The sequence below is a fragment of the Microvirga sp. 2TAF3 genome (assembly GCF_052114965.1).
In the GTDB taxonomy this organism is placed as follows: domain Bacteria; phylum Pseudomonadota; class Alphaproteobacteria; order Rhizobiales; family Beijerinckiaceae; genus Microvirga.
Genome location: NZ_JBFRFT010000003.1, coordinates 242552 through 256740, shown reverse-complemented (window position 1 = coordinate 256740; position 14189 = coordinate 242552). Strand labels below are relative to the sequence as shown.

Annotated in this window: 13 protein-coding genes; 8 read left to right on the top strand and 5 right to left on the bottom strand. The window is 65.1% G+C overall.

Going from position 1 to position 14189, the window contains the following annotated elements; all coding sequences use genetic code 11:
- Positions 1–3: 3 nt before the first annotated feature.
- The 3 genes from AB4Y97_RS05395 to AB4Y97_RS05385 are packed head-to-tail and all read right to left on the bottom strand — an operon-like array spanning position 4 to position 4768.
- Complete coding sequence (locus AB4Y97_RS05395) at positions 4–2811, bottom strand: DUF4159 domain-containing protein (RefSeq protein WP_441997989.1); 2808 nt, start codon at positions 2809–2811, stop codon at positions 4–6.
- Between the two features lie 3 nt (positions 2812–2814).
- Positions 2815–3741: a DUF58 domain-containing protein gene (locus AB4Y97_RS05390; protein ID WP_441997988.1), complete on the bottom strand. Its 927-nt coding sequence runs from the start codon at positions 3739–3741 to the stop codon at positions 2815–2817.
- A gap of 10 nt (positions 3742–3751) precedes the next feature.
- Positions 3752–4768 (bottom strand): AAA family ATPase, encoded by a 1017-nt coding sequence (locus AB4Y97_RS05385; RefSeq protein WP_441997987.1) that lies wholly within the window; start codon positions 4766–4768, stop codon positions 3752–3754.
- A 199-nt stretch (positions 4769–4967) separates the two neighbouring features.
- Between AB4Y97_RS05385 and AB4Y97_RS05380 the strand changes: the two genes are divergently transcribed.
- Genes AB4Y97_RS05380 through AB4Y97_RS05365 form a run of 4 tightly spaced genes read left to right on the top strand, consistent with a single transcriptional unit; the run spans position 4968 to position 7704 of the window.
- Complete coding sequence (locus tag AB4Y97_RS05380) at positions 4968–5561, top strand: DUF1285 domain-containing protein (RefSeq protein ID WP_441997986.1); 594 nt, start codon at positions 4968–4970, stop codon at positions 5559–5561.
- Between the two features lie 6 nt (positions 5562–5567).
- A complete protein-coding gene (locus AB4Y97_RS05375) occupies positions 5568–6206 on the top strand; it encodes a CoA pyrophosphatase (RefSeq protein WP_441997985.1) in 639 nt (212 codons plus the stop codon).
- Positions 6203–6460, top strand: a complete 258-nt coding sequence (locus AB4Y97_RS05370; protein ID WP_441997984.1) for a DUF6111 family protein — start codon at positions 6203–6205, stop codon at positions 6458–6460. Before AB4Y97_RS05375 ends, AB4Y97_RS05370 begins: the two co-directional genes overlap by 4 nt.
- Positions 6457–7704: a CCA tRNA nucleotidyltransferase gene (locus AB4Y97_RS05365; RefSeq protein WP_441997983.1), complete on the top strand. Its 1248-nt coding sequence runs from the start codon at positions 6457–6459 to the stop codon at positions 7702–7704. The genes AB4Y97_RS05370 and AB4Y97_RS05365 overlap by 4 nt, the downstream gene beginning before the upstream one ends.
- Before the next feature lie 19 nt (positions 7705–7723).
- On the opposite strand, the gene hemF is transcribed toward AB4Y97_RS05365, so the two are convergent.
- Positions 7724–8614 (bottom strand): oxygen-dependent coproporphyrinogen oxidase, encoded by an 891-nt coding sequence (gene hemF / locus AB4Y97_RS05360; protein ID WP_441997982.1) that lies wholly within the window; start codon positions 8612–8614, stop codon positions 7724–7726.
- 145 nt (positions 8615–8759) lie between these two features.
- Complete coding sequence (locus tag AB4Y97_RS05355) at positions 8760–9269, bottom strand: tRNA (cytidine(34)-2'-O)-methyltransferase (protein ID WP_441997981.1); 510 nt, start codon at positions 9267–9269, stop codon at positions 8760–8762.
- 100 nt (positions 9270–9369) lie between these two features.
- On the opposite strand from AB4Y97_RS05355, the gene AB4Y97_RS05350 reads away from it, so the two are divergent.
- The 4 genes from AB4Y97_RS05350 to AB4Y97_RS05335 all read left to right on the top strand — a co-directional run bounded on the left by AB4Y97_RS05350 (position 9370) and on the right by AB4Y97_RS05335 (position 14187).
- Entirely contained in the window at positions 9370–11217 is a 1848-nt protein-coding gene (locus tag AB4Y97_RS05350) for an ABC transporter ATP-binding protein (RefSeq protein WP_441997980.1), read from the top strand.
- Between the two features lie 217 nt (positions 11218–11434).
- Complete coding sequence (petA, locus tag AB4Y97_RS05345; RefSeq protein ID WP_441997978.1) at positions 11435–11983, top strand: ubiquinol-cytochrome c reductase iron-sulfur subunit; 549 nt, start codon at positions 11435–11437, stop codon at positions 11981–11983.
- 35 nt (positions 11984–12018) lie between these two features.
- Positions 12019–13296: a cytochrome b gene (locus AB4Y97_RS05340; protein WP_441997977.1), complete on the top strand. Its 1278-nt coding sequence runs from the start codon at positions 12019–12021 to the stop codon at positions 13294–13296.
- Between the two features lie 24 nt (positions 13297–13320).
- Positions 13321–14187, top strand: coding sequence for a cytochrome c1 (locus tag AB4Y97_RS05335; RefSeq protein WP_441997976.1), 867 nt, complete (start codon positions 13321–13323; stop codon positions 14185–14187).
- Positions 14188–14189: the final 2 nt, after the last annotated feature.

Sequence of the window (14189 nt, the reverse complement as noted above, 5' to 3'; positions counted from 1 at the left end):
ACCCTATTGCCCAAGACGCTCGAGCAGGGCCGGCACATGCACCTGATCCGCCTTGTAATTGCCGGTGAGCGAATACATCACGATGTTGATGCCGCTTCTGAACGATAGCTCCCGCTGGCGCTGCTGATCGCTGCCGACGACCGGGAAGAGGGCTTCTCCCCGCGGTCCGACGGCCCAGGCGGCGGCCAGATCGTTGGAGGTGATGATGATGGGCGAGACGCCGTCGCCCGAGCGGGCCGGGCGGTTGCTCGTTTCCTCCGTTGCGGGCGGCAGGGCCTCGACCCAGGTCTGGCCCGTGGCGTAGCGGCCAGGGAAATCGTCGAGAAGATAGAAGGTCTTGGTCAGGACGTGATCGGCGGGTACCGGCTCCAGCTCGGGAATGTCGAGGGTGGAAAGCATGCGGCGCAAATATTGCCCCTCGGCGCTCACCGCGCCGTCGGGGCGGGCGCTGAAGGCGTCCCGCGTGTCGAAGATCACCGTGCCGCCCCCTTTCATGAAGGCGTCGAGACGCCGGATGGCGGCTTCGCTCGGGGCCGGCCTCGTGGCGACGATGGGCCAATAGAGCAGGGGATAGAAGGCGAGCTCGTCCTGCGAGGGGTCGATGCCGATGGGATCCCCCGGCTGGAGGGCGGTGCGCATGCCGAGCACCTGCGTGAGGCCCGTGAGCCCCGCCTTGCTGGTGGAATCGATCTGCTCGTCGCCGGTGATCACATAGGCGAGCCGTGTCGTCAGGGCGGAATTCCTGCTCTCCTGGGTCAGAGGCGGCTTCTGCTCCTGGGCATGGACATCGGGCGCCACGCTCACCGTGAGGAGGGCGGCCAGGACGACAGCCGCGCCCGCTCCTGCACGGCGCATGCGGCCGAACAGGTTTCCGAGATGCCCGCCGAGCCAGAGGGAGGCCAGGGTGTCGATGAGGAGAAGGACGATCGCCAGGCTGAACAGGGGCGCGCGCAGATCGACGGTCCGGGAGCCCGCAAGCGGCGCCATACGGGCGTTGAGGGGTGCATAGTCGAGCGAAGCCAGCCGGTCGCCGGCCACGAGCGTGTTCACGGCAAGGCTCGAATCCACCGGGCCATAGAAGCCGGGAGGGTGTTCCGCGCTTGCGCGCTCCGCATAATTGCGGGTCACGGCGCGGGCGGTCGCCGGCGGCGATGTGAAGGTGCCGAATCCGTCGAGGGTGAGGCGAGGAGCCACGGTCTGGTTCTCGGCGTTGCGCGCTTCGGCGGTAGGATCGCTTGCCGCGCCGGCCAGAGCCGTGATCCGGCGCAGCATGTCGACGAAAAGGCCCGACAGGGGCAGGTTCGACCAGGTTGTGTCGGCGGTTACGTGGAAGAGCACGACAAGCCCGTCGCCGCGCTTATCCGCCGTGACGATAGGCGTACCGTCGGCAAGAGCGGCCCATGTCTTGGCAGGAAGATCGCCGTCGGGCTCGGCCAGGATCTGGCGGCGGATGCCGATTTCGTCAGGGATCTTCAGGCCGAAGAACGGGCTCTCCCGGGTAAAGGGGGCGAACGTCTTGGGCGTGTCCCAGGAGAGGGTGCCGCCGAGATTGCGGCCGCCCCGGCGCAGGCGCACGGGCACGAGATCGTCGTTGCCGGCGGCAAGGCGCGATCCGGCAAAGCGCAGCAGCAGGCCGCCATGCTCGACGAAAGAGGTCACCTTGGCCAGGGCTTCGCTGTCGAGCCCGCCCACATCCGCGAGAACGAGGATGGAAACCTGCTCGTCGAGAAGCTGGTTGACCGCATCCGCGACGCCGCCTCGGCCTTCCCGGATCTCGGCATAAGGAGCCAGAGCCTTGTTGATATAATAGACGGGCGACAGGAGCGGCTGAGCCTGGTCGGCGGTGCCGCCGAAGACGAGGCCGACCCGCCGGCGCTTGCCGCGCTCGTCGAGAAGGCTCACGGCTCCGGCCGAGCTCTCGCCGAGGATTTCGATCCGCGCGATGGCGTTGCGGATCTCGGTCGGCACATCGAAGGCGGCGTTGGTTTCCGTTGCATTCTGCGCGAAGGTGAAGCGCGCATCGGCGAGCGGCAGATTCTTCAGATCCAGCGCGCGAACGATGCCGGTGTTGCGTCCGTTCGCTTCTGCTCGAACCAATGTGACGTTCAGCTGCCCGCCGGCATTCGCAATGTCGGCAAGGGCGAGAGCCGGCGATTGTTCCGCCTTGAGAATGGTGATCCGCCGCCCGGACGCCAGCGGGGCCAGACCGTCGACGAAGCCCTGCTTGTCGATGCCCGCGATGCCGTCACTGATCCAGACGATCTCCGCATCGGGCGTGGCTTCCAGGAAGCGCCGGACCGCGTCGAGATGGATCTGGCGGTTCGGCAGATGGGGGAGGGGCTTGAAGGAGCGCAGGCGTTCCAGGGCTGCCGCCGGAGCCAATAGCTGGATGTCCTGGGGCTCTTCCGCCATCGCGGCGACGGCGACGACGCGCCCCTCGCGCTCGGCCGTCTCGATGCGTCCCGATGCCAGGTTCATCCGGTCGCGCCAGTCATGCGCGGCGGCAAAGCCGTTATCGACGAGCAGAAGCAGAGGGGCGCGGCTGCTGCCCTCCGACTGCGGATTCCAGATCGGCCCCGCAGCGGCGAGAATGAGGAAGGCCGCCAGAGCCAGCCGCAGCAGCAGAAGCCACCAGGGGGTCCGCGCCGGCGTCTCCCGCTCGGGACGCAGATCGGCGAGGATTCTCAGAGGCGGAAAATCGACCCGCCTCGGCTGCGGCGGCGTGATCCGCAGGAGTAGCCAGATCGCCGGCAGGGCGGCGAGCGCGATCAGAACGAATGGGGCGGCGAAGGTGAGGGGGAGGCCCAGCATGATCTAGCGCCTTCCCACATCGGCACCGCGCGTAGCCGCGACCAGCGTGATCAGGCGCAGCGCCGCTTCGCTCGCCGGGCGGTCGGTGCGGTGGATCGTCAGGGTCCAGCCGCGACGGCGGACCAGTTGCTCGATCTTGTCCCGATGCTCGTCCATACGCCCCCGATAGGCCGCGCCCCAGGAGATGGCATCGCCGATCCTGAGGGAGATGCCGTCTTCCAGATCGTGCAGGACGGCCTGCCCCTGGAACGGAAAGGTTTCCTCGACGGGATCGACGATCATCACCAAGTGCCCGCGCGCCCCCCTGCTCGAAATGGCTTCGACGGCGGCGGCGATTTCGCTCGCCGGAGTCAGGAAATCGCCGATCAGGATCGCCTCATCGAGGGTGGCGATGGGAGCCTGCGGAGGCAGGTCGTCCTCCAGCGAGGAGCGGTCGGCGACCATGGTTTCCGCCATGGCTTCTGCGATCCGGGTGGTGGCGCGGGGCGGCATGAGGCCGAGCATGCCCACCCGCTCGCCGCCTTCCACGAAGGCATCTGCCAGGGCGAGGCCGAGTACGATCGCCCGCTCGATCTTGGGGGCCTGGGCGAGGTCCGAGACGTAGCCCATGGAGGCCGAGCGGTCGATCCAGAACCAGATGTTCTGCGCCGCTTCCCATTCGCGCTCGCGCACATAGAGCCTGTCGTCGCGGCCCGAGCGGCGCCAGTCGACGCGCTGCGCCGCTTCGCCCGTCACGAAGGGGCGGAATTGCCAGAAGGTCTCGCCGATCCCGGCCCGTCTGCGGCCATGGATGCCGTGAGACAGGTTTGCCGCCACCCGGCGCGATTCCAGCACGAGGTGAGGCATGCGCTGCGCCAGGGTCAGCCCAGACTCCGTTTCGTGCCTGCCGGGGGTGCGGGCAGTTTCCGGGAGGACCCGGGTACGGACCATGACGATGATCCTAGCCCGCCAGCCGCGCCGTGAGGCGGCCGACGACGCTCTTGACCGTTTCCCCGTCCGCGCGGGCGGAGAAGGTCAACGCCATGCGGTGCTTCAACACCGGTTCGGCCAGGGCCACCACATCGGCGATGGATGGCGCGACACGGCCCTCGATCAGCGCGCGGGCGCGTACGGCGAGCATGAGCGACTGGCTGGCGCGAGGGCCGGGGCCCCAGAGCAGCTTGTCCGTGACGCCCTCAAAGGCCTCGTTGCCGGGACGCGCGGAGCGCACCAGATCGAGGATCGCATCGACCACGCTTTCGCCGACGGGCAGACGGCGCACGAGCCGCTGCGCATTCATCAGCGCTTCCGCGTTCATCACGGCGACCGGCTTATGCTCGTCCGCTCCTGTGGTCTCGATGAGGATGCGTCTTTCCGCAGCCCGGTCCGGATAGCCGACGTCGATCTCCAGAAGAAACCGGTCGAGCTGGGCCTCGGGGAGAGGGTAGGTGCCTTCCTGTTCGATTGGGTTCTGCGTGGCGAGGACATGGAAGGGCTGCGGCAGATCATGCCGCTCGCCACCGACCGAGACGTGATGCTCCTGCATCGCCTGCAGGAGGGCCGATTGGGTGCGTGGACTGGCGCGGTTGATTTCGTCCGCCATGAGAAGCTGGGTGAAGACCGGCCCCTTCACGAAGCGGAACGAGCGGCGCCGGTCGGCGCCTTCGTCGAGGATTTCGGAGCCGAGAATGTCGGACGGCATCAGATCCGGGGTGAACTGCACCCGCCGCGCATCGAGGCCCAGCACGATGCCGAGGGTTTCGACGAGCTTCGTCTTCGCGAGGCCGGGAACACCCACGAGCAATCCATGGCCGCCGGCCAGAAGAGTGATGAGGGTGTGATCGACCACATCTTCCTGGCCGAAGATGACCGAGTGGATCGCTTCACGGGCGCGTCCCACGGTTTCGAGCGTCGCTTCCGCATTGCGGATGATCGCATCGTCCAGCGCGGTAGGCGGTTGAGCGATACTGGCCGTCATGAGTTATCCTTCCACTCATTAGCGTTCGCCCCGACCGACACTGTGCCTTCCTTCGGCATCGATAGGCAAGGGGGGCTTTGCGCCGCAGCAAGGAACCGGTGAACTGGACGGCGCATGCATTGGCTCTATGCTCTAGCAAGTAGCGATTGATAGCCGTTCGTCGATCCTTGAGGTGTAATTTCTTGTTCACGCTTGTGTCATGACCGATCCAAACGCCTCAGCTCAAAGCAGTGCGCTATCGCGCCTCGCCGAAGCGCTCGGAGCGGATGGAACGCGTAAGGGCCTGCCTCCCGTGGAACGTTGGAATCCCGCCTATTGCGGCGAGATCGACATGCGCATCGCCGCCGACGGAAGCTGGCATTACATGGGTACGCTCATCAATCGCCCCGCGCTGGTGCGGCTTTTCTCCACGGTTCTGCGCAAAGACCCGGAGCGTTACGTCCTCGTCACGCCGGTCGAGCGGGTGGGAATCGTCGTCGATGATGCGCCGTTCCTGGCTGTCGAAATGGCCGTCGAGGGAGACGAGGAGGAGCGCCAGATCGCCTTTCGCACCAATGTCGACGATCTCGTGCAGGTCGGGCCCGATCATCCCCTGCGCTTCGAGCAGGATGCGGGCGGCGGCGTGAAGCCATATGTGAAAGTTCGCGGCGATTTGTGGGCGCTGGTGACGCGGTCCCTAGCGTTCGACCTGATCGATCTGGGCGAAGAGCGGGTCCTGGACAATGAAGCGCTCTACGGAGTTCGGGCAGGCGGCGCCTTTTTTCCCATCGCTCCCGCTTCGGGATTGAGGTGAATTCCGATGAGGCTTGCTCCTCTCGACGCGCCCGATTTCCTGACGCTTGCCGCCGAGAGGCTGCGGCCGGAGCCGCCGGAGCTCGGCGATGCGCTCGCCAATCCGCGGGGCGACCACTCCCTCGACAATGTCCCGCTGGCCCAGCCGCTGACACCGAAGGAGGCCGCCGTCCTCGTTCCGGTCGTGATGCGGGACGAGCCGACCCTGCTGTTCACGGAGCGGGCGACGGGCCTGCGCCAGCATTCCGGGCAGATCGCCTTTCCGGGCGGGCGGGTCGATCCCGAGGATGCCTCCATCCTGGCCGCGGCCTATCGCGAAGCGGAGGAGGAAATCGGGCTCGACAGCCGTTTCATCAGCCCGCTCGGCTATCTCGACGCCTATCTGTCCACCACGAATTATCTCGTCATGCCCGTGGTCGCGCGGGTCTCGCCTTCCTACACGCTGGCCCTTAATCCGCACGAGGTGGCGGACACTTTCGAAGTGCCTTTGAGCTTCCTGATGGACCCCGCCAACCATGAGCTTCACTCCCGTGAATGGAAGGGTTCCGTGCGTCGCTACTATGCAATCCCTTACGAAGGACGCTACATCTGGGGCGTCACGGCGGGCATCCTCCGCAATCTCTATGAGAGGCTCTACACTTCATGACGCGGGCGATCATCCAGGAATTGTTGCTTTTCCTCCTCCCCTTCGCCGCCTTCGCCATCTATCTCGTCATCCTCCGCCGCAATCCCCTGGCTTGGTCCTCCTGGAGCGATCACGTGCCCTGGGTCGCCATTGCCGGGCTGGCCTTCGTGATCCTCTCTCTGCTTATCGGCGGCCTTCTGGCCGAGCGTCATACCGGCGCCTTCGTCCCGACGCATGTGGAAAACGGGCGTGTCGTTCCGGGGCAGTTCAAGTGATTCACACCCTCGATCAAAAGGCGCTCGCCGGTCTTCTGGAGCGGCCGAAGCTGCGCCGCCTGCTCGACGCGATGAACGGCGAGGGCGAAGAGACCCGCATCGTCGGCGGTGCGGTGCGCAACGCCCTGCTCGGGCGGCCCGTGATGGAGGTGGATTGCGCCACCACTGCGTCCCCGGACGGCATCATGGAGCGTGCTCATCGGGCGGGTTTCAAATCCGTTCCCACAGGCATCGATCACGGCACGATCACCGTCATCGTCGAAGGTGAGCCGTTCGAGGTCACGACCCTGCGCGAAGACGTGGAGACGGACGGCCGCTACGCCGTGGTCTGTTTCGGCCGCGATTTCGAGGCGGATGCGCTCCGGCGGGATTTCACCATCAACGCCCTGTCGCTGGGTCTCAACGGTCGCCTCTACGATTACACGGACGGGGTTGCCGATCTCGCCGCAAGGCGCGTCCGCTTCATCGGCGATGCGCATATCCGCATCCGTGAGGATTTCTTGCGGATCCTGCGCTTCTTCCGGTTCTACGCGGAATACGCCGAAAACGGCCCCGATCCGGAAGGGCTCGTCGCTGCCGGGGCTGAGCGGGCGGGTCTTGCCATCCTGTCCCGCGAGCGGATCCGGCACGAGCTTCTGAAGCTGCTCGTGGCGCGCCGGGCCCAGGACACGGTGCAGATCCTGGCCGAGCACGGCTTCTTGACATGGATCTTGGATGGCGCGGCGGAGTTCGGGCGGTTCGAGAGGATCGCCTCCGCGCCGGACCGGAGCGCGGATCCGGTCGAGCGCTTGGCCGCGCTTGCGATCATGACCGAGGAGGATGCGGAGCGCCTGCGCGAGCGCCTGCGGCTCTCGAACGACGAGCAACGCCGGCTTGCCGCCTATGCCGAGCTGCTCGCCAGTCTCAAGTCCTCGTCTCTGCCGCTGGATGCCACGGCCATCCGCCGCCTCGTGGCCGAACATGGCGTCGAGACGGTCTCGCTCGTTCTCTCCGCGACGGCGGGCGAACCCCGGCCGACCCTCGAGAAAGGCGCCCCGGAGGCGCTTATTCGGTTCCGAAGCGGGGCCGAGCCGCTGCCGGTATTTCCGCTCCGCGGGGCTGATCTGGTGGAGCGGGGCATCCCCAAGGGGCCGAAGATCGGCGAACTTCTGGCGCAGGGCCGCCGGATATGGCTCGCCGAGGGCTGCCCCGCCGACGAGGCCTATGCGAAGGCTCTCCTCGGCCGGGTTTTTGCCCAGGCCTGAATTCTCAAGGCCTGAATTCTCAAGGCCAGCGGACGGTCGGCGGCATGGAGGAGAGAATCGAGTCGATATTTCCACCGGTCTTCAGGCCGAAAATCGTACCCCGGTCGTAGAGTAGGTTGAACTCAACATAGCGCCCGCGCCGTACCTGCTGTTCAACCCGGTCGGCTTCCGTCCAATCCGTACTCACGTTGCGCCGGACGATTTCCGGGTAGATCTTCAGGAACGTCTCGCCCACATCGCGGGTGAAGGCGAAATCCTCATCCGGGTCGCCGGTCCAGTGGTAATCGTAGAAGATGCCGCCGATACCGCGCGGCTCCTTGCGGTGCTTGAGGAAGAAGTACTCGTCGCACCAGGCTTTGTATTTGTCGTAAGGCGCGGAGGGGTGCCGCTCGCACGCCTCCTTCAGGGCGGCATGGAAAGCGACGGTGTCAGGATCTTCTTGTGTCCTGCGCCGGTCGAGCACCGGGGTCAGGTCCGCGCCGCCTCCGAACCATGGCTTCGTGGTCACCACGAAACGGGTGTTCATGTGAACGGTTGGTACGTTCGGGTTCCAGGGGTGGGCGATCAGCGAGATGCCCGAGGCCCAGAAGCGCGGATCCTGGTCCGAGCCCGGGATCTGGCCGCGAAATTCCGGTGCGAATTCCCCATGGACGGTGGAGACATGCACGCCGACCTTCTCGAAGACCCGGCCCCGCATCATCGACATGACGCCACCACCACCCGGATTGCCGCTGTGATCCTTGCGTTCCCAGGGTTTGCGCTCGAAGTGGCCGGGCTCGGACGCCTCCGGAGGCAGGGGTGCCGTCACCTCAGTCTCGATCGTCTCGAAAGCGGCGCAGATCCGGTCGCGCAGGGCGGAAAACCAGACAGGGGCCTCGGTTTGCAGGCGTTGAACGGCGGGGTCGGTCATGGTTGGTCCTCGGCAAGCGGAGGCGATAGCCTCATCCTGAGGAGCGAAGCGTCTCGAAGGATGATCCAGCGCACTCTGGAATCGCCCTCGTCCTTCGAGACGAGCCTGGCGGCTCTCCTCAGGATGAGGGCTGGGTCGGTTTCGCTCATGTCTGTAGAATGGTGGGGTCCGGAAAGGAACCCGTCTGCCGGAGCGCTTCCCCTAAGATCATTGCCGCCGTGACCGCGACATTGAGGGAGCGCAGGCCCGGCTGCATGGGGATGATGATCCGTGCATCCGCCGCGTCGTGGACCTCGTCCGGAACGCCGGCGGATTCCCGTCCAACCAGGATGATGTCGTCGGGCTCATAGGCGAAGCTGGCATAGGGCGTCGCGGCTTTCGTGGTGGCCAGGATCAGGCGGGGCTTGCTCGAAGGGGCCTTGCTCGAAGACATCTTGCTCTCTTGCCGCCATGCCTCGAAACTGCGCCAGGAGATGTGGCGCGTGATCGCGACGCGGTCGAGATAATCCATGCCGGAGCGGCGCAGGTTGCGGTCCGAGACGTCGAAGCCCGCCGGTTCGATGATCTCGACCGGGACGCCGAGGCAGGCGGCCAGGCGCAGCATCGTGCCGGTGTTCTGCGGGATGTCCGGTTGATAAAGAGCAAGTCGGGGCATGGCATGCCTCATCGGCGAAAGCACGCGCCGACGTCAAGTGAACGCTTCGCCGCCTGTCGTGTTATAGCAGGGCTGGGCGAGGGATGATCCGAGGACCGGAATGTTTCGGTGGTTTGAAAAGCAGATCGACCCGTTTTCCCCCTTCAACGAGAACGAGACGCCTCCCAAAACGGTCAGTGCATTCTCCTGGCACTATATCCGGCCGATCCGTTTCTGGCTCTTCGTTCTCTTCATCGCCTCCCTGATCGTGGGCCTGTTCGAGGCCTCGCTCTACGTCATCCTGGGCTGGATCGTGGACATCCTCGCCCATGCAACACCGGATACGCTCTGGGCCGATCACGGAACGTCGCTGCTGCTCATCGCCGCCGCGATCCTGTTCGTGCGGCCGGTCCTGCACTTCGTGCATGAGGCGATCACGAATCAGGTTCTGGTGCCGCAGAGCACCAACATGATCCGCTGGCGGACCCATCTCTACACGCTGGGCCATGCGTTGAGCTATTTCCAGGCCGATTTTGCCGGGCGTCTCGCCAATCGCATCACCCAGGCCGGGGGCGCCATCCGCGAAATCGCGGTAACGGTGCTCGATACGCTTCTCTATGTGGCGATCTTCGCCTTCACGGCGCTGGGCCTGTTTTCCAGGATCAGCCCCTGGCTCGCCCTGCCGATGGGGCTCTGGATCGTCGGCTATCTCCTTCTGCTGCGCTATTTCGTGCCGCGGGCGAGGGCGCGATCCCTGACCGTGGCCGATACCCGCTCCGTCCTGGTGGGGAGAATCGTCGACAGCTACACCAACATCCTGACCGTCAAACTCTTTGCCCGCAGGGCGGAGGAGCGCTCGGCCGTCCAGAGCGCGCTGGCCGCGCACACGGAAGCCTTTCTGAACTCCTTCCGTCTCATCACCAGCGTCACGGGCCTCCTCGCACTCATGAACAGCGCCCTTCTCGTGGCGACCGGCGCGCTCTCCATCTCCCTATGGATGCGCGGGCTGATGACGAGCGGCGAGGCGGCGACCGGGTTGTCCCTCGTCATGCGCATCCTCGCCATGTCCGGCTGGGTGATGCAGACCGTGCGCGGAGTCTTCGAGAATATCGGCGTCGTGCAGGAGAGCATGGAGACCATCGCCCGGCCGCACGGCATCGTCGATGCGCCGAAAGCGGAGAAGCTCGAGGTGACGGCAGGCGAGGTGCGTTTCGATCACGTCTCGTTCCATTATGGGCGGGAAGACGGAGTGATCGAGGATCTGAATCTCACGATTCACGCCGGCGAAAAGGTCGGCCTCGTCGGCACGAGCGGGGCGGGCAAGACCACGATCACCTCTCTCCTCCTGCGCCTCCACGATGTGGAGGAGGGGAGAATCCTCATCGACGGGCAGGACATCGCCAAGGTCAGCCAGGACAGCCTCAGGGCCGCGATCGCCATGGTGACGCAGGATACCTCCCTGCTGCACCGCTCGATCCGGGAGAACATCGCCTATGGCCGTCCGGGGGCGAAGGACAGCGAGATCGAGCAGGCGGCGCGCCTCGCCCACGCCCATGAATTCATCCTCGATCTGGAGGATCACCGGGGCCGGCGCGGCTACGACGCCCATGTGGGCGAGCGGGGGGTGAAGCTCTCGGGCGGGCAGCGCCAGCGCATCGCCATCGCCCGCGTGATCCTGAAGGATGCCCCGATCCTGGTCCTGGACGAGGCGACCTCCGCCCTGGATTCGGAGGTCGAGGCGGCGATCCAGGAGGCGCTTTCCACTCTCATGGAAGGAAAGACGGTGGTCGCCATCGCCCACCGGCTATCCACCATCGCGGCCCTGGACCGGCTCATCGTCATCGACAAGGGCCGGATCGTCGAAGAGGGCAGCCATGCGGAGCTTTTGCGGAGGGGCGGGCTCTATGCCAGGCTCTGGCGGCGCCAGTCCGGCGGCTTCCTCGGAGCCGAGGAAACGGCGGTAATCTGAGTGAGAGAGACTGGAACAAGTCCAATCCACCTATAGACAGGCGGGCTTGACCATGCCAAAGAGCGCTTCGCGTGGCGACGCCCAGTCGCATTGCGCGCGCATTGGCGCGTATGCTTGTTCAAACGAGCAGCGTGCCGGGTGCTTGGATTGCCGGTTTGGGTTGCCAAGTCACCGCAGATGCGCGGTTCTCGTTTGTTGACGTATGCTGGAGAGCCAAGTGGCCGAGACCACCTCTACCGTCGTTGAGCCGACACGGCGCGATTTCCTCTTCATCGCCACCGGTGCGGCCGCTGCCGTTGGCGGCGCTACCCTGGTGTGGCCCTTCATTCAATCGATGACGCCCGACGCGGCCACGGTCGCCGCTGGCGCGCCGGTCGAAGTCGATCTGACGCCGATCGCCGAAGGCCAGATCGTGAAGGTGTTCTGGCGCGGGAAGCTCATTTTCATCCGCAACCGCACCCCGGCCGAGATCAAGGCTGCCGAGGATGTGAATGTTGCGGCCCTTCGCGATCCGCAGCCTGACTCGGCCCGCGTCAAGCCCGGCCACGCCCAATGGCTGATCGTCTACGGCAACTGCACCCATCTGGGCTGCGTGCCACTGGGTCATCAGGGTCAATATGAGGGCTGGTTCTGCCCGTGCCATGGTTCGATCTTCGATACGTCGGGTCGCGTTCGTGGTGGCCCGGCTCCGATCAATCTGCCGATCCCGCCCTACACCTTCGCGTCCGATACGAAGATCGTCATCGGCCAAGAAGCCAAGGCGTAACCTTCCGCGACGGCCAATCCGATCAGGCGATAATCATGAGCCAGCATTCCACCACCTATGTTCCCAAGAGCGCCTTCGGCAAATGGTTCGAAAGCCGCTTGCCCATCGCGGGCCTCATCCATTCCTCGTTCATCGCGTTCCCCGTTCCGCGGAACCTGAACTATTTCTGGACCTTCGGCGCCATCCTCATGTTCATGCTTGTGTCACAGATCGTGACGGGCGTGTTCCTGGCGATGTACTATACGCCGCATGCCTCGATGGCGTTCCAGTCCGTCGAGCACATCATGCGCGATGTGAATTTCGGCTGGCTCATCCGCTATCTGCACGCCAACGGCGCCTCGATGTTCTTCGTCGCGGTCTATATCCACATCTTCCGCGGCCTCTATTACGGATCCTATAAGGCTCCCCGCGAGATCCTGTGGATCCTCGGCGTCATCATCTACGGTCTCATGATGGCCACCGCCTTCATGGGTTACGTGCTGCCGTGGGGCCAGATGAGCTTCTGGGGTGCGACCGTCATCACCAACATCCTCGCGGCCATTCCGGGCATCGGCGACACCATCCAGAGCCTGCTCTGGGGCGGCTATTCCGTCGGCAACCCGACCCTGAACCGCTTCTTCTCGATCCACTACCTGCTGCCCTTCATGATCTTCGGTGTGGTCATTCTCCACATCTGGGCGCTGCATGTGCCGGGCCAGAACAACCCGACCGGCGTTCCGATCAAGTCTGGCAAGGACGCGGTTCCCTTCACGCCCTACGCCACGATCAAGGATCTCTTCGCCACGGCGGTGTTCTTGGTCTTCTTCGCGTGGTTCGTGTTCTACATCCCGAACTTCCTCGGCCACGCGGACAACTACGTCCCCGCGAATCCGTCGGTGACGCCGACTCACATCGTGCCTGAATGGTACTTCCTGCCGTTCTACGCGATCCTGCGCGCCATTCCGGACAAGCTCGGCGGCGTCATCGCCATGTTCGCCTCGATCGCGGTCCTGGCCTTCCTGCCGTGGCTCGACACCTCGAAGGTCCGCTCGACGACCTACCGCCCGCTCTACAAGCAGTTCTTCTGGATCCTTGTCGCCGACACGGTTCTGCTGGGCTGGCTCGGCGCGAAGCCGCCGGAGGGCTGGTACGTCATCGTCTCGCAGATCGCGACGGCCTATTACTTCATCCACTTCCTGATCATCCTGCCGTTGCTGGGCTTCATCGAGCGTCCGCTGCCGCTGCCGAATTCGATCCTCGAATCCGTGATGGGTGTGAAGGGTGGAGCAGCTCTGCCGGCCGGTGCCAGTGCCGAGCCGCAGTCCAAGGGCTGATGCGAGCGCTGGGGAAATAACATCATGATGAAGCGTACTCTTCTCATCGCCGCGGCCGTTCTCGGCCTGTCGGCTCCCGCTCTCGCTGCCGAGGGAACTCCGGTTCCGCCCCAGCTGAAGTGGAGCTTCCACGGTCCGTTCGGCACCTTCGACCGGGCTCAGCTCCAGCGCGGCTTCAAGATCTATCGGGAGGTTTGCTCCTCCTGCCACAGCCTGAACTATGTGGCCTTCCGCAATCTGGCGGAGCCCGGCGGTCCGGAATTCTCCGAGGCGCAGGTTCGCGCGCTCGCCGCCGAGTACAAGGTCCAGGACGGCCCGAACGATGCCGGCGACATGTTCGAGCGTCCCGCCCGCCCGGCCGATCATTTCCCCGCTCCGTTCCCGAACGAGAACGCGGCGGCTGCGGCCAATGGTGGCAAGGCGCCGCCGGATTTGTCGCTGATGGCCAAGGCCCGCACCTATGAGCGCGGCTTCCCCTGGTTCGTCTTCGACATGTTCACGCAGTTCGCGGAAACCGGCCCTGACTACGTCCACGCGGTGCTCGACGGCTACAAGGAGCCTCCGGCAGGCTCCCAGGTTCCGGCGGGCGGGCACTACAACGAGTACTTCCCGGGCCACATCATCGCCATGCCCAAGCCGCTGAGCGATGGCCAGGTCGAGTATCCGAAGGATGCGAACGGCCAGCCTCAGGCGCCCGAGACGGTCGACCAATATTCCCGCGACGTCACCGCGTTCCTGATGTGGACGGCCGAGCCCAAGCTCGAGGCGCGCAAGCGCATCGGCTTCCAGGCCATCCTCTTCCTGATACTCCTGTCCGGCCTGCTCTACTTCACCAAGAAGAAGGTCTGGGCCAAGGTCGGGCATAGCGACGTCACGGCGACGCACAGCTGAGC

What these genes read in the sequence shown, in the direction of transcription:
- AB4Y97_RS05385 (WP_441997987.1), bottom strand. Translation starts at nt 4,768, where the DNA reads ATGACGGCCAGTATCGCTCAACCGCCTACCGCGCTGGACGATGCGATC.
- AB4Y97_RS05355 (WP_441997981.1), bottom strand. Translation starts at nt 9,269, where the DNA reads ATGCCCCGACTTGCTCTTTATCAACCGGACATCCCGCAGAACACCGGC.
- AB4Y97_RS05375 (WP_441997985.1), top strand. Translation starts at nt 5,568, where the DNA reads ATGAGGCTTGCTCCTCTCGACGCGCCCGATTTCCTGACGCTTGCCGCC.
- AB4Y97_RS05395 (WP_441997989.1), bottom strand. Translation starts at nt 2,811, where the DNA reads ATGCTGGGCCTCCCCCTCACCTTCGCCGCCCCATTCGTTCTGATCGCG.
- AB4Y97_RS05350 (WP_441997980.1), top strand. Translation starts at nt 9,370, where the DNA reads ATGTTTCGGTGGTTTGAAAAGCAGATCGACCCGTTTTCCCCCTTCAAC.
- AB4Y97_RS05340 (WP_441997977.1), top strand. Translation starts at nt 12,019, where the DNA reads ATGAGCCAGCATTCCACCACCTATGTTCCCAAGAGCGCCTTCGGCAAA.
- AB4Y97_RS05335 (WP_441997976.1), top strand. Translation starts at nt 13,321, where the DNA reads ATGATGAAGCGTACTCTTCTCATCGCCGCGGCCGTTCTCGGCCTGTCG.
- AB4Y97_RS05390 (WP_441997988.1), bottom strand. Translation starts at nt 3,741, where the DNA reads ATGGTCCGTACCCGGGTCCTCCCGGAAACTGCCCGCACCCCCGGCAGG.
- AB4Y97_RS05370 (WP_441997984.1), top strand. Translation starts at nt 6,203, where the DNA reads ATGACGCGGGCGATCATCCAGGAATTGTTGCTTTTCCTCCTCCCCTTC.
- AB4Y97_RS05380 (WP_441997986.1), top strand. Translation starts at nt 4,968, where the DNA reads ATGACCGATCCAAACGCCTCAGCTCAAAGCAGTGCGCTATCGCGCCTC.
- hemF (WP_441997982.1), bottom strand. Translation starts at nt 8,614, where the DNA reads ATGACCGACCCCGCCGTTCAACGCCTGCAAACCGAGGCCCCTGTCTGG.